The following is a 20,434-nucleotide window of genomic DNA, read 5'->3' on the forward strand; positions in this document are numbered from 1 at the left end:
TACTACGAAGTTTAATTTATGATTGAACTTTGTTGAAGCTTCCGCCCAGTAATATTACTCGATGGGTGCCAGTGATGCTTGGAAATGGCGGAGAATGGGGGGTTCCCAAGTGATTTTATATCCGCGCTTAATAGTGTGAGCCCGTTCTTTAATTGCTATCAAGGCATCAGCCATAATGTCAAGATGGGCTTGGGTGTAAACGCGGCGTGGAATGGCAAGGCGACTGAATTCAAAGTCGGCCTTTAATTGTTCTCCGGTATCCGGGTCGTTGCCCAGCATATAGGAACCAATATCACAAGTCCGAATGCCGGCTTCTTTATAAAGCTCCACGCAAAGAACCTGACCAGGATACTCATTGTAAGGAATATGGGGGAACATCGCAGCAGCATCAACAAATACGCCGTGGCCGCCGACAGGGGACTGATAGGCAATACCTGCATCATCTAAGCGAGCTGCCAGGTATTCCATTTGACCAATCCGGTAACGGAGATAGTTTTCATCGATTCCTTCGTAGAGACCGATTGCCAATGCTTCCATATCACGACCGGCAAGACCGCCATAAGTGAAGAAGCCTTCATAACTAATGCAATTAGCTTTGATTTTTAAGACCAGCGGCGAATCGGCATCTTTAACACCAAGAAGACCGCCCATATTGACGATAGTGTCTTTCTTAGCCGACATAGTGAATAGATCGCCATAGCTGAACATTTCGCGAACAATATCTTTAATGGATACATCCTTGTATTCTGGCTCATCTCGTTTAATGAAGTGAGCATTTTCCGCATAGCGAGCTGCGTCGATGCACATAGGAATACCATATTTTTTAGCTAAAACAGAAACTTCACGAAGATTTTTCATGGAAACTGGTTGTCCACCAGCAGAGTTGTTGGTGATGGTCATGACAACCAAACCAATGTTTTCCGGACCCTTTTCTTTGATGACTTCTTCCATCTTAGCAATGTCCATATTCCCTTTAAATGGAGCGCGTTTTGATGGATCTTTTGCTTCCGCCACTACGCAGTCAATGGGTCTGGCACCAGACAAGATGACATGAGCGCGAGTGGTATCAAAAAACATGTTGGAAATTGCAAATTTGCCTTCGCTGAGCAATAAGGGGAATACAACTTTCTCTGCCGCACGACCTTGGTGAACAGGTTGGATAAAGCCAAAGCCAAAAATATCCTTGCCCGCTTCCATGAGTTTAAAGTAGCTGGAAGCCCCTGCATAGGCCTCGTCACCTCTCATCACACCAGCCCACTGCTCCTGGCTCATGGCATTGGTTCCGGAGTCAGTCAGCAAATCGATGTAGCAATCCTCGCCTTTTAGGTTGAAAAGATTGTACTTAGCCTCGGCGATTTTTACCTCTCTTTCTTCGTGGGTAAGCATCCGCAAGGGTTCTACCACCTTGATGCGAAAGGGTTCGGGTACATACTTGATAGCCATAACAAATACCTCCATTTTGTTTATTTATACCCCGGTTATCAAAATGATGAGCGGACGGTATTTGGTAGAGTAGTTGGGACAAAGTTCAAGTTTAGTTTTATGCAAGATTTATGCCAATGTTAAGCTTTTTGTTTGATTTCTCTTGATTTTTTGATTTTGAAGCTAATCCAGAGGATGAGCAACCAGACGGGAAGAACAAACACGGCCATTTTCATGCTTTCGGTAAAGGCCATAAGGATGACAATCATCACAAGGAAGACGGCGCAGAAATAGTTTGTGTAAGGATGGAAGGGGGTCTTAAATTCAATAGCTGCTCCTTCACCTTGAGCGATTTTTGCTTTGCGGAATTTAAGGTTTACGATAATAATCGTAGTCCAGGTAATAACTGCCGCAATGATCGCTACGGCCATGAGATACATAAAAATTTTCCCAGGCAACAGGAAGTTGAGTATAACAGCGACTAAGGTAATTCCGGAAGAGACCAGTACTCCTGCCACAGGGACACCTCGTTTGTTTAATTTGCCAAAAATCTTCGGAGCATTTCCTTGCATAGCCAGACTGTACAGCATGCGTCCATTGCTGTAGACGCCGCTGTTGTACACGGAAAGAGCAGCGGTTAGAACAACGACATTGAGAATGGTTGCAGCTGCGGGAATTCCGATTTTAGAGAAGATCATAACAAAGGGACTTCCATCTGCACCTACTTGATTCCAGGGATAGATGACCATCAGGACAGATAAGGCTCCCACATAGAAGATAAGAATTCTCCACATAACTTGGTTGATGGCTTTAGGAATGGATTTTTTGGGGTTATCAGCTTCACCGGCCGTAATGCCGATGAGCTCAATTCCGCCAAAGCTGAACATGACAGGTACCAAAGAGAACAAAATACCAATCATGCCATTGGGAATAAACCCGCCGTGAATCCAAAGATTATCAAATCCTGTAGCTTCACCGTTGATTCCGGAGAAGATAAGAAATAACCCGAAGACAATCATGCCGATAATTGCCACGACTTTGACAATCGCAAACCAGAATTCAAATTCACCAAAGGTACCGACACTAATAAGATTAAGCAGAGTAATGAAGACCAGACATATCAGCGCAGTTACCCAGTGAGGAATATCAGGGAACCAGAAATTCACATAGATCCCGACAGCAGTCAATTCGGCCATACTTACGACGATATAATTAAACCAATAATTCCACCCTGAAAGAAATCCGGGAAATTCCCCCCAATACTTATAGGCAAAGTGACTAAACGATCCGGAAACAGGTTCATCAACGGCCATTTCCCCTAACATTCTCATGATGAAAAAGATAACTAATCCACCAATAAGATAGGAAAATGTGATTGCGGGACCGGCCAGCTCAATCGTTGCAGCAGATCCGTAAAAAAGACCTGTGCCAATCGCTCCTCCTAGAGCGATCATTTGGATATGCCGGTTTTTTAGACCGCGGTGCATACCGTTTTCTTGGTTGCTCATAAAATTTCTCCTTCCGATAATGTAATTGAATAGTGCGTACTTTATGATAATGCAAATCCCATGCCAAAATAATTGTAAAATTATTAAATATTTTAGGTGATTTTCTTATATTTTAGGGGTAGCTATCCATTTAACTTAGAAGAGGTAAAACTAAAAAACAAGTATAAAATAAAATGTGATAAGAAAAATTGACAATTTTTCTTATCACATGGTAAAAAACTTTTGCATAACTCCGCTTATCCCATTAAATCATCCCTCGGGTTCATCGATTTTGCCAAGTCCATAGGAATTCATTTTATTTAAAATTGTTGTATTGGAAACTCCAAGTATTTTACCTGCCTTGCGTGAGGAAGGATGTTTTGCCAGTACTTTAAGCAGGACTTCACGTTCCACTTGAGCGACTATTTCCTTAAGAGGAGGCCAAGGTTCTGTAATAGGGACTATAAGTTGATGGGCTGTGCTTTCGGGTTTAGTGATAGGAACTGCTGGAGCGAGATCAGCCCATTCATAGAAGGAACTAGGCTTGATCTCTGAGCTGGAATTCAAATTGATAATTCTTTCCAGAAGATTCTCTAGTTGCCGAACATTTCCGGGCCATTTTTGGGCCATGAGCAAGTCTGTACTTTCCTTTGTAAGATACACTTCAGATTTATCGAGCTTTTTAGCAATCTTTCGGGTGAGGGTTTGGGCAATCAAAGGGATATCTTCAGGTCTCTCCCGTAGTGATGGAATATGCAAGGGAATCACATTGAGGCGATAATAAAGATCTTCTCTAAATTGGTCCTCATCAATCAACGCTTCGAGATTGCGGTGAGTAGCTGCGATGATTCGTACATCCACAGGGATTTCTTTCGAACTTCCGATCCGGCGAACCGTTCCTTCCTGTAATACTCTGAGCAAGCGTACCTGGACCTGAGGAGTGATATCACCGATCTCATCAAGGAAAAGTGTGCCCCCGTGGGCCTGCTCGAAAAGCCCTTTCTTGCCTCCTTTAGTCGCTCCGGTAAAAGCACCCTCCTCGTAACCAAAGAGTTCGCTCTCCAATAAGGTATCCGGCAAAGCAGCACAATTTATAGGGATAAAGGCTTGTTGGGAGCGTGGACTCTCGGCATGAATTGCTTTGGCGAACAGTTCTTTCCCTGTGCCGCTTTCTCCTCTAAGAAGTATGGTGGAGGTCCCGCGGGCCACTGTTTTAGCGGTCTCAATGAGATCTCTCATACGTCGGCTCTCATAGATGATATTATCAAAGGTTATAGATTGAGGTTTACGTTCAACTTTGGAGAGGAGTTCTTCCACCTGGCGAAAATCCTTGATGGTCATAACCCCGCCAATGATCTGTCCCCTTTTATTAAGAATGGGAACACCGCTGGTCAAAAAATGTATAAGTCTCTGATTTCTCCGGATTTTGCGCTCTTTTAAGCTGTAAGGGATTCCAGTTTTTAAGGTTTCGAAAATCGGGGCATTCGCTTCAAACAAAAATTCTGCATCCTGGTTTAAAGCCTTTTCCGGAGTTGTATAAAAGATACGTGCCGCAACCTCATTAATATGAGTCACTTTATGGTTCGTATTGATGGCAATGATTCCTTCGCTTACTAAGTCGAGAATTGTTTTTAGTTCCTGCTCCCGCTTTTCGTAAGGCATATAATTAGCAAGCTTCACTGATACGACACCTTGAACAGTAAGAAGATCCTGAATAAGAGTCTCCGATTCCTCCTGATTAGAACAACGAAACTTAATCATCATTTGGTGACCATGTGTGACTTCCATTCCGATTTTATCAGTGTTATGAGTTTCAAAGCGCTGAAATATGTCGTAACCAAGACCGGGGCGATCGACAAAATCAATCCGTACAATTAATTCTTGGGATTCCATGCTGTCACCCTCTCGAACGTCTATTTGTGATTAAAGTGAATGCTTTTAACTTGTTACTCTAATTATAGCATTAACATTTGAATCCTCCTAGAGACTGCCCAAGAAGAAAAAAGCTAGCAATCGTGCTAGCCGGATGAGGATGCTATAATAATGGTTTATTATAGCCTAAAGAGCATTTTAGTATAGGAAGGCAAGGGCCACATGTCGTAGTCTACAAGTACTTCCAGTTTATCGGCCACCTGGCGCAGTTCTTGCATGGCTTTAAAGACCACATCACGATAATAGATACCCTGCTTATAAGCGTCTCCGTGAAGATGTTTTGCTGTAGAGGTGGCATCTTGGAGAGCTTTGGTTTTAAGGCTCAGTTCTTTAAGCAAAGGAGAGAGTTCGTTAAGCAAAGATCTTTGGGCCAGCACATCCGCTTCCGGGTCCGCTGTGCGGATGGTATTAATAGAATCGGCCAGCTCTGTGGAATAGCGCATGACAGCTGGGAGGATTTGGCGCTTCGCTACATCCACCATAGTCAGGGCTTCAATATTAATGGTTTTGGAGTATTGCTCTAGATATATTTCATAGCGGGAGTGGAGTTCCGTTGCACTGAAGACGCCATGATTCTTAAAGAGCTCAGTAGTTTTTTCGCTGATTAGTGCTGAGATGGCCTCCGCTGTGGAAGACAGATTCGGCAGGCCCCGCCTTTCTGCCTCTTTAACCCAGTCTTCAGAGTAACCATTGCCATCGAAGATTACACGGGAGTGCTGGATGGCGATTTCCTGAAGGATAGCTTGAAGCTCTCCGTGGAAATCTTTGGCTTTTTCCAGGCGATTTGCCATTTGGGTGAGGACTTCAGCCACAATGGTATTGATCACTACATTAGGATCAGCAATGGAAAGGGAAGAAGGAACCATACGGAATTCAAATTTATTGCCAGTAAAGGCAAAGGGAGAGGTCCGGTTGCGGTCTGTAGAATCCTTGGGCAGGGAAGGAAGGGTTGATACTCCAATGGTCAATTCGCCACCTTGTTTGGACGAGTTGGGTTTGCCATTCTTAAGCTGTTCTATAATGTCGGATAATTCATCACCAAGGAAAATGGAAATAATGGCGGGAGGTGCTTCATTGGCTCCTAGACGATGGTCATTACCAGGGTTAGCTGCAGATGCTCTCAAAAGGGCAGCATATTCGTCCACGGCTTTTATGACTGCACAAATAAAGGTTAAGAATTGTGCGTTTTCATGGGGAGTCTTACCGGGCTCCAGCAGATTGACCCCTTCATCCGTGCATAAAGACCAATTGTTGTGTTTGCCTGATCCATTGACGCCGGCAAAAGGCTTTTCGTGAAGAAGGCATGCCAGGCCATGGCGGTTTGCTACTTTGTGCAAAGTATCCATGACAATTTGGTTATGGTCTGTAGCAATATTCGTGCTGGTAAATATAGGTGCAATCTCATATTGACCGGGAGCCGCTTCTTTATGTTGGGTTTTTGCCAAGACACCCAGCTTCCAGAGTTCAATATTGACTTCTTGCATAAAAGCAGTAACGCGCTCATTGATGATTCCAAAATAATGGTCTTCCATTTCTTGACCTTTGGGAGGAAGGACACCGAATAAAGTGCGACCTGTAAGCATAAGGTCTAAACGCTTTTGATGGTATTTTTTTTCGATGAGAAAGTACTCTTGTTCCGCGCCAACTGTGGGAGTAACCCGTTTGGCTGTGGTGTTGCCGAATAAGCGAAGGATACGAAGAGCTTGTTTAGATATGGTTTCCATGGAGCGGAGGAGAGGGGTTTTTTTATCTAAGGCTTCTCCGGTGTAGGAGCAGAAGGCCGTAGGAATACAGAGGATAACCTTGCCTGCATCCTCTCGTAAAAAGGCCGGCGAAGTACAATCCCAGGCAGTATATCCTCTGGCTTCAAAAGTAGATCGAATCCCGCCATTGGGAAAGGAAGAAGCATCGGGCTCGCCTTTAATCAACTCTTTACCGGAAAACTCCATAATTACTTTACCGTCATGAGTTGGGGAGATAAAAGAGTCGTGCTTTTCCGCGGTAAAACCGGTCATAGGCTGGAACCAGTGAGTATAATGGGTTGCCCCATTTTCGATAGCCCAATCCTTCATAGCGTTAGCTACTACTTCGGCCACTTCTAGTTGCAGAGGAAGGCCTTCATCAATAGTTTTGTGGAGTGCTTTATATGTGTTTTTGGGTAATCTTTCACGCATCACCGCGTCATTAAATACATTTTTACCGAAGAAATCCATCTCTTATCCTCTCCTTATTATGACTAAAAGGAAAAAGACCCCCATTGGATTTTCTTGCGCAAGAAAATCTCTACTGAGCGTCTTAGCTCTCGAAAATGCCTTACTGATAAAAATAGCATATCCTGTTGTAAAACACAAGATAAAAATAGGCGATAAAAAGCATTTGTGAAAGGTTTTTTTGAGCAATTGAACGAGCAAATAAAAATGTTTTCTTTTAATTCCGACATATATTGTCAATTTGTTTGATAATATGTATAATTTGTTGAAAAAAAGAAGAATTTAGCGGTGTATCTGAAAGGAGTAAAAGAATGGTTTTCTCGATTAGGCAAAAGGTAACTGCAGTCATACTATTTGCATCCCTGATCCCTACAGCTTTATTGGGCTTTTTTAGCTACAAAAGTGCGAATGATGCATTGGAAAATGAACTTAAGAATGCAGCGGAACAATCGATGCAGCGCATACAAGATTCCACGACATTGTATCTCGAAGGGTATGAACAAAATCTTAAGCGACTGGGTAAGGAAGAAGATACCCTGATTGCTGCATTGCAGGGAGATACCGTGGAGGCTTTGAAAAATTTCCAAATTTATAAAGAGACTAATGTTGATATATTGAATGTTTATTTGGGAACAAAGAGTAAAAGCATGATTATGTACCCTGCGGCAGAAGTGCCTCCAGGCTTTGATCCGACGGCTACGGAGTGGTATCAACGAGCGGTAAGCAGTGGAGAGGTTATTTGGACGGAGCCTTATGTAGATACAAGGACGAAGAAATTAGTGATTTCTGCAACAAAACCTGTCCAAGATCCATTGACAAAGGAAGTCGTAGGGGTGGTGGGTGTTGATATTGCGCTCGATACTTTGAGTGCTTTAGTTGGAGACATGAAAATAGGTCGCCAGGGTTATATTTTCCTCCTGGATCAAAGCGGCAAAGTTATGACCCACCCTGACACTACCTTGATCGGGGAAGAGGTTCCCGTGGAAAAGCTAAGGGCAGCTGTAGCCCAAGAACATGGAATCGTGGATTATACATATGATGGAGAAGAGAAATTTGGTGTCTTTGCTACCTATCCCAAAACCCAGTGGAAATTCATCGGCGTATTAGGATATAACGAGATTGATGAAGCAGTCTCCCAAATTTTAAAAAACACCATCATCTATTGTGCGATTTTTGCTGCATTAGCCATAGCTTTTGGGATGTTCACTACCCATGGATTTACTAAAGCTATTAAAGCTCTTCTTGTATATAGTGAGAAAATTGGTTCCGGAGATTTTACAGTTCGGGCCAAGACCCTATCGCGAGATGAAACCGGTGCCTTGACCAATACCCTAAATCAAATGGTCATTCAGTTGGCCGGACTAATGGGAAATATTAAATATATTGCTGAAGAGATGAACACTTCCGCCGAGGAATTAGCGGCCAGTGCAGAGGAGACGATGGCATCCAGTGAAGAGGTCAATGCTACAGCGGCCCAGATTGCCGGCGGTGCTTCCGATCAAGCGGTTCAAGCAGAAAAGGGTACCCAAATGGTTACGGCACTTGCTACAAAAATTCAAGCTCTAGAGGTAAACTCGGCGGAAATGGTAAACTCCTCAGTTGGTGCTAAAGAGGCCAATGAGCGGGGTTTGCATTCGGTTGAGCATTTACGTGTGAAAACGGAAGAAAGCAGATTAGCTGTCGATCAGATCAATGAAGTGATCCGTAACCTTGACGGTAAATCCCAAGCTATTGGTAGTATTCTTTCTGCCATTACAAGTATTGCGGAGCAAACCAATCTTTTAGCTTTAAATGCTTCCATCGAGGCTGCTCGGGCTGGAGAGGCTGGTCGAGGATTCTCCGTGGTGGCGGATGAGATACGTAAGCTTGCTGAGCAATCTGCCCAATCAGTACAAGGTATTCAAGGAATTGTGGAAGACATTCAACGGGAGAGTTCTCATGCGGTGGGCGTGATGAAAGAAGTGAGGAATCACTCCGAAGCCACGGTGCAATCCGTGGAGGATGTTAATCAATCTTTTGCTGAAATATCGCAAGCGATGGATACTATTAGAGAAAAAATCACCCATACGACGGCTTTGATTCAGGAAATGACCATGGATTCAAATCAAGTGGTGGATGTGATTCAGAGCATCTCTGCAGTAACCGAGGAAACATCTGCCGCATCTGAAGAAGTCAGTGCATCCATGGAGCAAACGGCCAGCGCCTTTAGTAGTGTAGCAAAAACTGCAGAAGAGCTTGAGCAGCTAGCCGGAAAATTGAGTCTAGAGGTTGCTCGGTTCAAAATTTGATTAATACGGAAAGATTAAGTTGATATTCTAAAAAAGATATAGCCCAACAGATAAATGTCTGTTGGGCATTTTTTGTTTGTATAGTTTTATCCTTTTTGAGGATAATAAATTTGACTACTTATAGCCAAATTAAGGAGGGTATCACTATGTTTAAACATATCAAAGATATGGAATACACTGTCCGTGTTGATCGCCCCGATCCTCGATTTGCCAATCTTTTGCTTGAGCAGTTCGGTGGGCCCCATGGAGAATTGAAAGCGGCGATGCAATATTTCTCTCAAGCAGTTGGCTGTAACGATCCGAAAATTCGGGATATGTTACAAGATATTGCTGCGGAAGAACTGAGCCACTTTGAAATGGTTGGAGAATGTATCGCCATGCTTCTTGGCCCAACTGATGAAGTGTCTCGTGATTTTCCTGCGATACACATGGCAATCTTAACAGGTGGTCCTATCTTAACTAACGCTATGGGAATTCCCTGGAACGCAAGTTATATTGAGACCACTGGTGATCTTTATACGGATCTGGCTTCCAATGCCTCGGCGGAACTACGGGCGAAACTTATCTACGAGCGTTTGCTTCAACAAACCGATGACGCCGGGGTAAAAGATATGGTGCGATTCCTCCTTAGTCGGGAAGAAGCTCATAACTTCTCCTTTTTGCAAGCTATCGAAACCCTTAAAGGAACCGGGGTAGATGCAAATTTCAGAGATACCGAGTTCACGAAGAAGTATATGAATCTATCTACTGGTATGGGAGATGCCCGTGGTCCATGGAACCAAGGTAATGGCATTCAATATGAAGAGAATCCTAATGAAAAGTACGGTGGACCAGCGTCATATGGTCAAGATCGTGGTGCAGACAACAAAGAGGAAATTGGACCTGGGTATGATGATAGCAGGCGGAATAACCCACAGTATACTCAGCCCAAGGAACCTACCCCTAATGTAGCGGGACAGGAAAAACCGATGCACTAGAAAGGTTAGTGCCTTTTGAAAAATTGGTATGTGTCGCAATACGAAGATGCTCCCTGAGAAAGGTGAACCTGATTCTCAGGGAGCATTGTTATGCTCACAGATTAATGTTTATGGTCGTGGGGATGTTCATGAGTGTGGTCGTGGGGATGCTCATGAGTATGGTCGTGGGAATGCTCATGAGTATGGTCGTGGGGATGTTCATGAGTATGGTCGTGGGGATGTTCATGAGTATGGTCGTGGGGATGTTCATGATCATGGTCGTGGGAGTGTTCATGATCATGGTCGTGAGGTAGCCCCAGAAAATGAGCCAGGAGATGCTCCTTGTCGGGAAGGGTATCTAACCAGCCATCATTCGCATCGGCCTTTATATCGATGGACTTAATATAGGGTTTAATATCCAATAAGGGCGTACCATTATAGGCATCAATGCTGGAGATGATAATCTCATTTCCTTCGATACCTTTAAGCTCTACCACACTTAAGCCGAGGGGGTTTGGACGGCGGGGAGAGCGGCTGGCAAAGACTCCGACTTCTAGTTCAGGGGCCATAGGCGGGTTAACCTTTAAGCTTTCATCAGATACCTTGTCAAGATAAAAAAGAAGTGTGATGTAACGATAGGATAAAAGCTCACTCAATCCCTCTACATATTCAGGGTTCAGGGAAATCCAGAACTCCCCGGGAGCGTCCTTCATGGGCTGATGAGGAATCGGCAGGGAAGGTATATAGGGGGTGTGGATGGTCCCTATGGATTTCAATTCAATGCTCATACACATCAACCTTTCTCAAGCACAATGCGATGATTGAGTAAATTCATATCTTTGATACACGCTCTTATAAATTTTTGCTTGCCATAAATATCAACGAGCTTCAATCCTTCATCATGGGGCTCGATTATATCCACTGATTCCATAAACAGAACTTCCTCGGTGCCATCCTTTAAATAAGCATTTGCCTCACACATTGCCAAGCCCTCCTTTCAATAAACATACCTTAAAATGTCTTGAAACCCTATCCTTTAAAGCTGTGTATCTAGATGCCAAAAGGTTGCCAAAAAGCCATGGAGATACCATTGTAACGGCAAGACCTCCATGGCCTTTATTAATCCATTCCTTTACCATGGTTATTCTCCATTCATTGAAAATTTCCTTCTTTATTTTTACATGTTTCGATTACAATTCGGGAAGTTTAATAGATGTATTTAAGAAGTCTTTTGGAGGTGTAATTTTTATGCCAATGATTCATTTTGATGGTCCTGTACTTACTATGGATCAAAAGCGAAGCCTAATTCATGGAATATCGCAAGCGGCTTCTCAAGCAACAGGATTGCCAATGGCCTCCTTCACTGTTGTTCTTGATGAGCATGAGTACAGTAATTTTGGTATCGGGGGAGAAGTATTGGTAGAATCAAATTTTTGGAATAAGGTTAAAGAGATCAAAGACTAAGAAGAGTTTTTTAACCTCGCACGGGCTATAAAGCTAGCGGAAATCCCGCTAGCTTTATTTTGCTATTGAAAAAATCTTGCTTTTAGAGGATGATTAATAAAATGATCGAGTATTGAAAAAGTGGGTGAGATTATGGAGAAGATGGAAGAAATTTTGCTTGAACGAAATTGGCGGGAATTAGAAGAGTTAGTTCTTGTAGGTAATAAAAAAGCAACCCGCAGTTTAGTGAACAGGATTTACATAAAGGATGGACTGGGGTTTTGGCGTGCAGTAGAAGCACTGGGGGTGGCCGCTGCTTTAGAGGAGAAACAGAAGAAAGATTCTTCTGTGGAGTTGGTACGTCGCTATTTTTGGTCTTTAAATGAGGAATCCGGTGGCAACGCTTGGAATGCATCCGAGGCCATCGGCAGTATCATGGCTCATAACCCCAAGGAGTGTGGCCACTTCAACTGGATGTATGCTAATCTTTTGGAAGATGAAAGCTTACAGGAAGGAGTTCTTTGGGGATTGCTTAATCTATCCATCAATGCTCCTGAAGTGGTGGATCCTTTGGTAGAGAGGGTGTATCCATTTCTCAAAGCCCAGGATGTCAGCCAAAGGGGGTTAGCGGTCTGGATTTTTACTTTGATGAAAGCCTATCCCTTAGCCGAGGAACGATGGGAGATTGGGGAAGAATTACACAAGGTGCTTGTTCAGGATAAAGAGGTGGCTGAAATCTACCTGGAGGGAAACTATTACCATTTTTCAATCTCTGAGTTATTAGGAAAAGAGATTCTTACCTTCCATGCCAGAGAATATGAACAAGAAGACTTTACCTGGAATATCAGTGTGGCTAGCTCTCAGAAAGGCCTTTGTTGGGTAGGTTTAGGAACTCCGGAAAAAGAAGAAGCGGAAATAAGGTCCTGGGCACAGAAACGTGCACCTAAAGCATTGATTATTCCCCGAGCCTTGCCTAATCAAAAAATTATGGAGCAATTGGAAGAGTATTTTTCGGGTGACCGGCAAGAATTTGCTCTTCCCTTAGACCCTAGAGGAACTGATTTTCAACTTAAAGTATGGGAAGAGCTGCGCAGAATACCCTATGGAGAAACCTGCAGTTATGGTGAGATTGCTCAGAATGTTGGCAACCCTAAAGGACCACGGGCCGTAGGCTTGGCAAATAATAAGAATCCCATGGCCATCATTACGCCTTGTCATCGGGTGGTGGGCAAAAAGGGAGATTTAGTGGGTTATGCCAGTGGCCTTGATTATAAGGTGCGACTTCTAAACTGGGAAGCAGCCCATCGCCACAAATAGAGTACTATAGGGGGGCAGCCCCAAAAAGAATATTGGAGGTAATGAATTGAGCGAGAAGAAAATGTTTCAAGGTTTACCCCATATTGGGATCAAGTCGATGAATATGGATCAGGCCGCAGCCTTTTATTCTGAGGTGCTTGGCTTTGAACTCCTTGAGCGGATTAAACCAGGGGATGTAGAGCTTATTTTCATGAAATGCGGGGAAACTGTTGTTGAACTGATTGAAATTAATGACCAAAAGAAATTTGAAGATGGAGTGGTTAATCACCTGGCTCTACGAGTAGAGGATATATTTCAGGCAGTGGCTTGGTTGAAGGAACACCATGTGGAATGTATTAACGCAGAACCTCGTGAGATGGAGGGAGGACGCTATAATTTTTTCTTTAGAGGCCCCTCTGGAGAGAAACTGGAGCTATTTCAGGAATAATCAAAAGGTCGACTAAGGAAATAGGAGGCAATACCAAGTTGAATCGCGGTAGGGAAGAAAAACTAAATTTTAATTGGCAAAATGGAGATAAACGTTATTACACTTTAAATCAACATTTGCGCGATGTTTTCGGAGATAAGGTGTTTAAAGTATCCCTTGATGCGGGGTTTACATGTCCCAATCGGGATGGACGAGTAGGGCGAGGAGGCTGTATTTATTGCAGTGCGAGAGGTTCAGGAGACTTTGCCGGTCAGGCAGAGAAATCTATTCATGAGCAATTCTGTGAAATTAAGCAAGTCATGAGCCGAAAATGGTCCGGAGCCAAATATCTAGCCTATTTCCAAGCTTATACCAATACCTATGCTCCCCTGAAGCGTTTGCAGGAAGTCTATGAGCAAGCCTTGGCGGAGGAGGGAGTGGTAGGCCTGTCCATTGCCACTCGTCCGGATTGTCTACCGGCCGAGGTGCTGGACTATCTAGAAGAGCTCAATCAACGAACGTATCTCTGGGTGGAGTTAGGCCTGCAAAGCATTCATGACCGGACCATGGAATGGGTGGGGAGAGGACACACTTTTGAGGATTTTCTTCAAGGCTTAGATAAGCTCCGCCAAAGAAAGATAAGAGTCTGTGCTCATTTGATTTATGGGCTGCCGGGGGAAACCCTTGAGGATATGCTTAGCTCAGCTCAAACCTTAGCCAAACTCGATGTGCAGGGACTTAAACTGCATCTTTTGCATGTGTTAAGGGGGACACCCCTGGCTAAAATTTATGAGGAGAACCCTTTTCCTTTGCTTTCACAGGATGAGTATGTCCATCTAATTTGCGATACTCTGGAAAGATTGCCCGCTCAGATGGTCATTCACCGCTTGACCGGGGATGCTCCCCGAAAGGATTTGATAGCACCCCTTTGGAGTCTTAAAAAATGGGAAATTCTTAATGCTATCGACCAGGAACTGGAGAGTAGGGGAACATGGCAAGGGAAAAAGAGAGATAATAAAAACGGCTAACACCATTTCAATAATAAAGAGGAGCTAGCCGTAAATATAGTTTAGGGAGAAACTTTTGACTTTGGATGAGTGTATTAACCTTTCTCGAATGATCTGGAATGACTCGCTACGCATTGATAGTACCGGTTCAGATTGGACGCATTTTTATTCTGTTGAGGAGGAGTTTTAAGGGTAGGAGCTAAGGAGAGATAGCGTTTAAGGCTGTTGGTGTGAGTCTGGAGGATGGCCTGATAGACTGGGTCAGAGGTTAGTTTTTGTGATTTCATACCGATTCCTCCCTATATAATTTATTGGGGTTTATCATTCACTCAGAGTGAAACGACCTCATAAGATAGTTAATGATTAGGATAATGCACAACCTTACCTTCCCAGGTTCTTATTACCGCTTCATCATCGTTAAGGGAAATAAGGTACTGTGGTAGGATGGGGGTTTTGCCACCGCCTCCCGGGGCATTAATAATATAAGTTGGAATGGCCAAACCGGAGGTGTAGCCGCGTAAGTTTTCCATTATCTTTAACCCGTCTTGAATACGGGGAATAAAGTGGCTCGTGCCCTTAACATTTTTGGCATGGAAGATGTAGTAGGGACGAACGCGAATTTTCAGTAGCTCTTGGTTAAGGCGCTTCATAATCTCCGGTCGGTCATTGATTCCTTTGAGAAGAACTGCTTGGTTACCCAAGATAACTCCCGCTTTAATCAAGCGATCGGCAGCTTTCTTGGTCTCCTCGGTCACCTCTTTGGGATGATTGAATTGAGTATTGATATAAAGGGGTGGGTATTTTTCAAGAACAGCACAGAGCTCATCAGTAATGCGCATGGGCAGAGTGACAGGGACCCGGGTGCCAATGCGTTTGATTTCCACATGTTTAATTTCGTGCAATTCTCCTAATAGCCAATCCAGCATTTGATCACTGAGGAGGAGTGCATCGCCACCGGTGACCAGCACGTCCCGGATCTCTGGATTGGAGCGTACATAATCTAAAGCCGCCTCCAGATTAGCACGGGTTTCATGGAGGTCAATTTCCCCGATATTCCGCCGGCGTTGGCAGTGCCTGCAATACATAGCACACAGATTGGTTACATTAATTATGAGACGATCTGGGTAACGACGAGTGATACTCGGAGCAGGGGATGTATACTCTTCTCCCATAGGATCGACTTCCCCGGAATCATCGAGGATCTCTTCCATAGAGGGGAGACTTTGTAGACGGATGGGATCCCGAGGATCATCTTTATCGATAAGGCTTAAATAATAGGGTGAAACTGCCCAGCGATAGATTTTACCCACCTCGTCGATTTCATGTCTTTGCTTCGGGGTCAGGGGAAGCAGGGTACTCAAGTTCTCAGCATCCTGAATACGGTTCTTAAGCTGCCACTTCCAATCCTGCCAATGCTCCAGGCCGGCATCTAACTGATCCAGTATAAAGTCTCGGTTTTCATTATATTCTTCGCTTAAAGCGAGACCGCAGGGAATCGTTTCCTTGCACTTGTTGTAAGATTGAGCCTTTTGTTTTAATTCCAAAGCCCTTGCTTGTGAAGCCTGTCTTGGGTTAGGGGGGAGAAATTCTACTGCCATAATGATTGCCCTCCTCTATTTGCGAATATAAAAGAATAAGTCCTTAGAACAAAAAAAAACCGTCACGGTTCCCAAGAAAAGCTTACTACATAAGCAGGTGTTTACGCCCATATGTGTCTCAATGCTTACGAGGTTAGCTGACGGGTTCGAGCTGAAACATGCTCTACGTTTGAAACGATTCACCCCTAAATTGGTTCCCCCGTTTTCCTCTTGGGAAATTAAGCCCATATAAAGTTGCATAACTAACAACTTAATAGTATCATGTGGGTTGGTAGTAGTCAATTGTATTTTTTGTACACAATTTTTCCACCATATGTTTATGTTATCTAGAGTTAATTTGTAAGGAATTATAGTTTATTATTTCATGTAGTTAAAAAAATTATTATAAATAGATCAAGGAGAGGAACCCGATGGAATATAATGCACGTTATCAAGAAATTGCGATAGATATTGCTCATTCTATCGTTATGGGAGAGTACCGCGAAGGGGAAAAAATACATGGACGCTCGACTTTAGCGGGTCGTTATAATGTATCTCCGGAGACCATCCGGCGCTCTATTGCTATCCTCCAAACCATGGGTGTAGTCATGGTAAGTCAAGGGGTAGGGATTACGGTGATCTCCAAAAGCATGGCGGAAAAGTTTATGAGAGGTTTTGATCAGAAAGCAGAGATTCAGGTCTATTTTGATGAGTTGAAGAAATTAATGGAGCAGAGGCGTGAGATTGATCAAAAAATTGACGCACATCTCACAAAAATTGTAAACTATACGGATCGCTTGGCAAGCCGCTGGATGGATGTAGCCGAAATTGAAATCGCCAAAGGTTCCGGTGCCAAAGGGAAAACCTTAAGCGATTTAAAATTGAGGGAAAAAACCGGTTTGACGGTCGTGGCTGTAGTTAGAGAGGGTATTGAACAATTTTCTCCAGGGGCTGAGTTTGTTCTGGACGATGGAGATATCCTGCTGGTGGTAGGATCTGAACAAGGTAAAGAAAAACTTCAGGAAATCCTTCGCTAGAATACAGGAAGTGACCGTCCATCTGTCGAAACACTCTATGAATTCTAGAGGACATGAGGGATGATAGATGATCTTTCAAAGCTTAGTTATACTTGGCGTGGAATTAATGCTGGTCTTAGTAACAAGCCAGATGAAGCTGTTAATTCCATTTTTAATAGGCAACACACTTTTTCTTTTGTATCATCTAAATCTTGAATATAAAAAAGCTGCGCGGCAAGCTACAGAGCGGAATGCGGAACTCAGCTTCAAAATAGCTAACCAGACTCTTCCTTATTTACGCCGAGGGCTTAATGAGCAAAATGCAGAATACATCGCCAAAATCATTCAAGAGATCGGGCAGGTCGCAGCTGTTTCGATCACGGACCGTGAAAAGCAACTAGCCTATTTAGGTGTGGGATGTGATCAGCATCATCCGGGAGATAAAATTCTTACCCGGGCGACACGAGATGTGATCCAATCCGGAGTTTATAAGATAGTACGAACTCAAAAAGAACTGAACTGCCCTAGACAGAACATCTGTGATTGTCCACTAGCGGCGGCTGTCATCGTACCTCTGAAGTGTCAGGGTGAAGTGGTGGGAACCATGAAACTGTATGAGACAAAGGATGGACAGCTTTCATCGGATCTTATTCGCTTAGCTATTGGGATGGCAGAGCTTCTGGGGATTCAAATCGAACTAGCAGAGCTTGACCACCAAGCAAAACTGGCTGCGGAAGCACAGTTGAATGCATTGCAGGCCCAAATCAATCCCCATTTCTTTTTCAACGTACTCAATACCATAATTGCCACCAGCCGTACCAGCCCTAATCGTTCGCGACGGTTGTTGATTCATCTTGCGGAATTTTTCCGTAAGGCCCTCAAATCCCACGGCAGCTTGATCACTCTGCGGGAGGAAATGAGTTTTGTAAAAACCTATTTAATTCTCGAGAAAGCTCGCTTTGGGCGTAAGCTCCATTTTAAAGGAGAGATTCCCGAAGAGCTCATGAATGCATTGGTCCCACGCTTAAGCATTCAACCCCTTGTGGAAAACGCTGTCAAACATGGGATTACGGAGAAAATCGGCAATGGAGTCGTTTCCGTGAAAGTGGAGCAAATAGGTCAGGAACTTTATATTATTGTGGCAGATGATGGAGTGGGAATACAGCCGGAACGTTTGCAAGAAGTGCTAAAGCCCGGTGTCGGCTCAGGTAATGGAGTGGGTATGGCTAATGTCCATGAACGTTTAATTGGACATTACGGTGAAGAATATGGCTTACAAATTCGGAGTCAACCTAATATAGGGACGACGGTGACCATGCATTTGCCCTTAACGACTATAGAAGATGGAGGTCTGCTATGATCCCGGGAGTCGATATCGTAGAAATTCAGCGCTTTGCTAAAGCCTGTGAGCGAACACCCAAACTTCGGGAGCGATTGTTTACATCTCGTGAGATTGAGAGTTTACAACATAAAGCGGCACCCAGTTGGGCAGCGCGTTTTGCGGGTAAAGAAGCAGTCCTTAAAGCTTTAGGAACAGGACTAAGAGGACTATCCTGGCATGATATTGAAATCCTTAGCAATGACTTGGGGGAACCTATCGTATTCCTTACGGAAAAAGCTGAGATAGTATTGCATACACGAGGAGGATCCCAGATCCGAATAAGCCTATCCCACGAGAAAGAGTACGCTGTAGGAATGGCCATACTTTTTTAGGAAGGTTATCCATTGCGTGGATAAGTCAACTAAACTTCAGGTGGAGTCAAAACTCCACCTGAAGTAAGTTTCCTTTATATGGGGGTGTAGCTATGAGAGTGGTCAGTGCCCAACAAATGCGAGAACTCGAAGAAAGGGCGATTCAAGATTTTGGTATACCAAGTTTGTTGCTCATGGAAAATGCAGCTTTAGCCGTGGTCCAAGAAATACGTCAAATGCTCGAACACCGGCATATTGAATTGTCGGAGGGGAGGGCTACAGTCTTTGTAGGTAAAGGCAATAATGGAGGGGATGGATTAGCTGTTGCTCGGCATCTCCTGATCTTAGGGATGGATATAACCGTCTATTCTTTCGCCAGGGTTGAAGAATTCAAAGGTGATGCAGCTCTCAACTATAGGTTATACCAAAACACCGGAGGCAAACTTTTCACCATCGATGGAGAAAAACAGCGCAGATTGGCGAGAATCTCTCTAGCTCAGGCTGATGTGATTATAGACGCTATCTATGGGACAGGGTTTCGTGGTGCTCTGCCCAGCTTAATTGAAGAGTATGTGGAGGAAATCAATCGCGCCCAGGTACCTGTTGTCGCTGTAGATATCCCCAGTGGCGTGGAAGCGGATACGGGAAAAATCTATCGCAAGGCCATTATAGCCGATACCACGGTTACTTTTGGTCTGCCAAAGCTCGGCCATTTTTTAGGGGTAGGACCTGAATATGCAGGTCGGGTCATTGTGGACCCTATCTCGATTCCGGCACGTTATTTGGATGATGAGACTTTGACTACATTCATATTAACGGGGGATGTGCGTCAATATTTACCCATCCGCAGTCTTCAAGGGCATAAGGGGACCCACGGCCGGGGGGTTTTGGTGGCAGGTTCAGAAGGAATGACCGGTGCCGCCTTGTTAGCCGGTAAAGCCGCCCTACGATCTGGAATAGGTTTATTGCAGATGGTTGTTCCCTATGGGCTTGCGGAAGGAATGGATCTTGCTTTGATAGAGGCTACGGTTTGGGGTGCAGAAGGTGAAAAAGCCCTCAATGGCAATGCTTGGTCTGTGATTTATGAACGAGCTGAAAAGGCCCAGGCATTAGCCATAGGTCCGGGATTAGGACAAGATCCCGAGTTGCTGCTGGTTTTAGAGGAAGTTCTACGCAATCTTTCCCTTCCCGTAATTCTCGATGCCGATGCATTGAATATTTTAGCCAAGGAACCAGGAATTTTGGGTTGGCGTCAGGGGCGGGGACCCTTGATCCTTACTCCCCATCCCGGAGAAATGGCTCGTCTGTGTGGGTGTACAACGGAAGAAGTTCAAGCTAATCGGCTTGAACTAGCCATAAGTAAGGCTGTAGAATGGGAGAGCATTATTATCCTCAAAGGGGCTATTACCATTATTGCCGCCCCGGACGGACGAGCATTCCTTAATCCTACCGGTAATCCAGGATTAGGAACCGGAGGGACGGGGGATGTACTTACAGGAAGTATTTTAGCCTGGTTGGCTCAAGGGGTAGAACCCTTAGCTGCAGCCTGTTTGGGAGTGTATCTTCATGGTAAGGCAGCAGATCAATTGACCGGCGAATTCGGCTTAAGCGGATATACGGCCGGTGAGGTGGCTGATCAGCTGCCCAAGGCACGGAGAAGTTTGGAAAATAATCATTAAGG

Annotated in this window: 18 protein-coding genes and 1 riboswitch; of the genes, 10 read left to right on the plus strand and 8 right to left on the minus strand. The window is 44.2% G+C overall.

Translation table 11 applies throughout. The annotated features are described in order from the left end of the window. Positions 1 to 54: 54 nt before the first annotated feature. From DESPCE1_RS0105785 to DESPCE1_RS0105800, 4 genes are all read right to left on the minus strand, one after another. Complete coding sequence (locus DESPCE1_RS0105785) at positions 55 to 1,443, minus strand: tryptophanase (RefSeq protein ID WP_014793178.1); 1,389 nt, start codon at positions 1,441 to 1,443, stop codon at positions 55 to 57. Between the two features lie 119 nt (positions 1,444 to 1,562). Then, complete coding sequence (locus tag DESPCE1_RS0105790) at positions 1,563 to 2,930, minus strand: amino acid permease (RefSeq protein ID WP_014793179.1); 1,368 nt, start codon at positions 2,928 to 2,930, stop codon at positions 1,563 to 1,565. A 249-nt stretch (positions 2,931 to 3,179) separates the two neighbouring features. Further along, positions 3,180 to 4,802, minus strand: a complete 1,623-nt coding sequence (locus tag DESPCE1_RS0105795; RefSeq protein WP_014793180.1) for a sigma 54-interacting transcriptional regulator — start codon at positions 4,800 to 4,802, stop codon at positions 3,180 to 3,182. Positions 4,803 to 4,960: 158 nt separating this feature from the next. After that, a complete protein-coding gene (locus tag DESPCE1_RS0105800) occupies positions 4,961 to 7,054 on the minus strand; it encodes a glutamine synthetase III (RefSeq protein ID WP_019849786.1) in 2,094 nt (697 codons plus the stop codon). Between the two features lie 308 nt (positions 7,055 to 7,362). On the opposite strand from DESPCE1_RS0105800, the gene DESPCE1_RS0105805 reads away from it, so the two are divergent. Both DESPCE1_RS0105805 and DESPCE1_RS0105810 read left to right on the plus strand, forming a co-directional pair. After that, on the plus strand, positions 7,363 to 9,339 hold the full coding sequence (locus DESPCE1_RS0105805; RefSeq protein WP_019849787.1) for a methyl-accepting chemotaxis protein: 1,977 nt from the start codon (positions 7,363 to 7,365) through the stop codon (positions 9,337 to 9,339). Between the two features lie 146 nt (positions 9,340 to 9,485). Then, complete coding sequence (locus tag DESPCE1_RS0105810; protein ID WP_014793183.1) at positions 9,486 to 10,316, plus strand: manganese catalase family protein; 831 nt, start codon at positions 9,486 to 9,488, stop codon at positions 10,314 to 10,316. 101 nt (positions 10,317 to 10,417) lie between these two features. Here the strand turns inward: DESPCE1_RS0105810 and tsaA are convergent, their stop codons facing one another. Beyond that, positions 10,418 to 11,083 carry a tRNA (N6-threonylcarbamoyladenosine(37)-N6)-methyltransferase TrmO gene (gene tsaA, locus DESPCE1_RS0105815; protein WP_033422414.1) on the minus strand — a complete coding sequence of 222 codons (666 nt, stop codon included), beginning with the start codon at positions 11,081 to 11,083 and terminating at the stop codon, positions 10,418 to 10,420. A gap of 5 nt (positions 11,084 to 11,088) precedes the next feature. Next, a complete protein-coding gene (locus DESPCE1_RS0105820) occupies positions 11,089 to 11,277 on the minus strand; it encodes a CooT family nickel-binding protein (protein ID WP_014793185.1) in 189 nt (62 codons plus the stop codon). Positions 11,278 to 11,543: 266 nt separating this feature from the next. On the opposite strand from DESPCE1_RS0105820, the gene DESPCE1_RS0105830 reads away from it, so the two are divergent. From DESPCE1_RS0105830 to DESPCE1_RS0105845, 4 genes are all read left to right on the plus strand, one after another. Continuing rightward, positions 11,544 to 11,759, plus strand: coding sequence for a tautomerase family protein (locus DESPCE1_RS0105830; RefSeq protein WP_014793187.1), 216 nt, complete (start codon positions 11,544 to 11,546; stop codon positions 11,757 to 11,759). 132 nt (positions 11,760 to 11,891) lie between these two features. After that, positions 11,892 to 13,055 carry a DVU0298 family protein gene (locus tag DESPCE1_RS0105835; protein WP_019849789.1) on the plus strand — a complete coding sequence of 388 codons (1,164 nt, stop codon included), beginning with the start codon at positions 11,892 to 11,894 and terminating at the stop codon, positions 13,053 to 13,055. A gap of 46 nt (positions 13,056 to 13,101) precedes the next feature. Then, positions 13,102 to 13,482 carry a VOC family protein gene (locus tag DESPCE1_RS0105840; RefSeq protein ID WP_019849790.1) on the plus strand — a complete coding sequence of 127 codons (381 nt, stop codon included), beginning with the start codon at positions 13,102 to 13,104 and terminating at the stop codon, positions 13,480 to 13,482. A gap of 38 nt (positions 13,483 to 13,520) precedes the next feature. Beyond that, complete coding sequence (locus DESPCE1_RS0105845; RefSeq protein ID WP_014793190.1) at positions 13,521 to 14,489, plus strand: TIGR01212 family radical SAM protein; 969 nt, start codon at positions 13,521 to 13,523, stop codon at positions 14,487 to 14,489. 74 nt (positions 14,490 to 14,563) lie between these two features. Here DESPCE1_RS0105845 and DESPCE1_RS0105850 read toward each other — a convergent pair whose 3' ends face one another. Both DESPCE1_RS0105850 and eam read right to left on the minus strand, forming a co-directional pair. Beyond that, on the minus strand, positions 14,564 to 14,755 hold the full coding sequence (locus DESPCE1_RS0105850; protein ID WP_014793191.1) for a hypothetical protein: 192 nt from the start codon (positions 14,753 to 14,755) through the stop codon (positions 14,564 to 14,566). A 69-nt stretch (positions 14,756 to 14,824) separates the two neighbouring features. Next, positions 14,825 to 16,066: a glutamate 2,3-aminomutase gene (gene eam / locus DESPCE1_RS0105855; protein ID WP_014793192.1), complete on the minus strand. Its 1,242-nt coding sequence runs from the start codon at positions 16,064 to 16,066 to the stop codon at positions 14,825 to 14,827. Positions 16,067 to 16,174: 108 nt separating this feature from the next. Continuing rightward, a riboswitch (cyclic di-AMP (ydaO/yuaA leader) is annotated at positions 16,175 to 16,301 on the minus strand. A 175-nt stretch (positions 16,302 to 16,476) separates the two neighbouring features. Between eam and DESPCE1_RS0105860 the strand changes: the two genes are divergently transcribed. The 4 genes from DESPCE1_RS0105860 to DESPCE1_RS0105875 all read left to right on the plus strand — a co-directional run bounded on the left by DESPCE1_RS0105860 (position 16,477) and on the right by DESPCE1_RS0105875 (position 20,432). Continuing rightward, positions 16,477 to 17,082 carry a TrkA C-terminal domain-containing protein gene (locus tag DESPCE1_RS0105860; RefSeq protein WP_014793193.1) on the plus strand — a complete coding sequence of 202 codons (606 nt, stop codon included), beginning with the start codon at positions 16,477 to 16,479 and terminating at the stop codon, positions 17,080 to 17,082. A 67-nt stretch (positions 17,083 to 17,149) separates the two neighbouring features. Further along, complete coding sequence (locus DESPCE1_RS0105865) at positions 17,150 to 18,421, plus strand: histidine kinase (protein ID WP_014793194.1); 1,272 nt, start codon at positions 17,150 to 17,152, stop codon at positions 18,419 to 18,421. Continuing rightward, a complete protein-coding gene (locus DESPCE1_RS0105870; protein ID WP_014793195.1) occupies positions 18,418 to 18,774 on the plus strand; it encodes a holo-ACP synthase in 357 nt (118 codons plus the stop codon). The genes DESPCE1_RS0105865 and DESPCE1_RS0105870 overlap by 4 nt, the downstream gene beginning before the upstream one ends. Before the next feature lie 92 nt (positions 18,775 to 18,866). Continuing rightward, positions 18,867 to 20,432 carry a bifunctional ADP-dependent NAD(P)H-hydrate dehydratase/NAD(P)H-hydrate epimerase gene (locus DESPCE1_RS0105875; RefSeq protein WP_014793196.1) on the plus strand — a complete coding sequence of 522 codons (1,566 nt, stop codon included), beginning with the start codon at positions 18,867 to 18,869 and terminating at the stop codon, positions 20,430 to 20,432. The last annotated feature ends 2 nt before the right edge of the window (positions 20,433 to 20,434 follow it).

Origin of the sequence: Desulfitobacterium sp. PCE1 (assembly GCF_000384015.1) — a bacterium.
Classification (GTDB): Bacteria; Bacillota; Desulfitobacteriia; order Desulfitobacteriales; family Desulfitobacteriaceae; genus Desulfitobacterium; species Desulfitobacterium dehalogenans.

Excerpts from the sequence above, each read along its gene's own strand:
- DESPCE1_RS0105850 (WP_014793191.1), bottom strand. The coding sequence starts at position 14,755 with ATGAAATCACAAAAACTAACCTCTGACCCAGTCTATCAGGCCATCCTC.
- DESPCE1_RS0105820 (WP_014793185.1), bottom strand. The coding sequence starts at position 11,277 with ATGTGTGAGGCAAATGCTTATTTAAAGGATGGCACCGAGGAAGTTCTG.
- eam (WP_014793192.1), bottom strand. The coding sequence starts at position 16,066 with ATGGCAGTAGAATTTCTCCCCCCTAACCCAAGACAGGCTTCACAAGCA.
- DESPCE1_RS0105865 (WP_014793194.1), top strand. The coding sequence starts at position 17,150 with ATGATCTTTCAAAGCTTAGTTATACTTGGCGTGGAATTAATGCTGGTC.
- DESPCE1_RS0105785 (WP_014793178.1), bottom strand. The coding sequence starts at position 1,443 with ATGGCTATCAAGTATGTACCCGAACCCTTTCGCATCAAGGTGGTAGAA.
- DESPCE1_RS0105835 (WP_019849789.1), top strand. The coding sequence starts at position 11,892 with ATGGAGAAGATGGAAGAAATTTTGCTTGAACGAAATTGGCGGGAATTA.
- DESPCE1_RS0105860 (WP_014793193.1), top strand. The coding sequence starts at position 16,477 with ATGGAATATAATGCACGTTATCAAGAAATTGCGATAGATATTGCTCAT.
- DESPCE1_RS0105805 (WP_019849787.1), top strand. The coding sequence starts at position 7,363 with ATGGTTTTCTCGATTAGGCAAAAGGTAACTGCAGTCATACTATTTGCA.
- DESPCE1_RS0105810 (WP_014793183.1), top strand. The coding sequence starts at position 9,486 with ATGTTTAAACATATCAAAGATATGGAATACACTGTCCGTGTTGATCGC.
- DESPCE1_RS0105830 (WP_014793187.1), top strand. The coding sequence starts at position 11,544 with ATGCCAATGATTCATTTTGATGGTCCTGTACTTACTATGGATCAAAAG.
- DESPCE1_RS0105790 (WP_014793179.1), bottom strand. The coding sequence starts at position 2,930 with ATGAGCAACCAAGAAAACGGTATGCACCGCGGTCTAAAAAACCGGCAT.
- DESPCE1_RS0105875 (WP_014793196.1), top strand. The coding sequence starts at position 18,867 with ATGAGAGTGGTCAGTGCCCAACAAATGCGAGAACTCGAAGAAAGGGCG.
- DESPCE1_RS0105795 (WP_014793180.1), bottom strand. The coding sequence starts at position 4,802 with ATGGAATCCCAAGAATTAATTGTACGGATTGATTTTGTCGATCGCCCC.
- DESPCE1_RS0105870 (WP_014793195.1), top strand. The coding sequence starts at position 18,418 with ATGATCCCGGGAGTCGATATCGTAGAAATTCAGCGCTTTGCTAAAGCC.
- DESPCE1_RS0105800 (WP_019849786.1), bottom strand. The coding sequence starts at position 7,054 with ATGGATTTCTTCGGTAAAAATGTATTTAATGACGCGGTGATGCGTGAA.
- tsaA (WP_033422414.1), bottom strand. The coding sequence starts at position 11,083 with ATGAGCATTGAATTGAAATCCATAGGGACCATCCACACCCCCTATATA.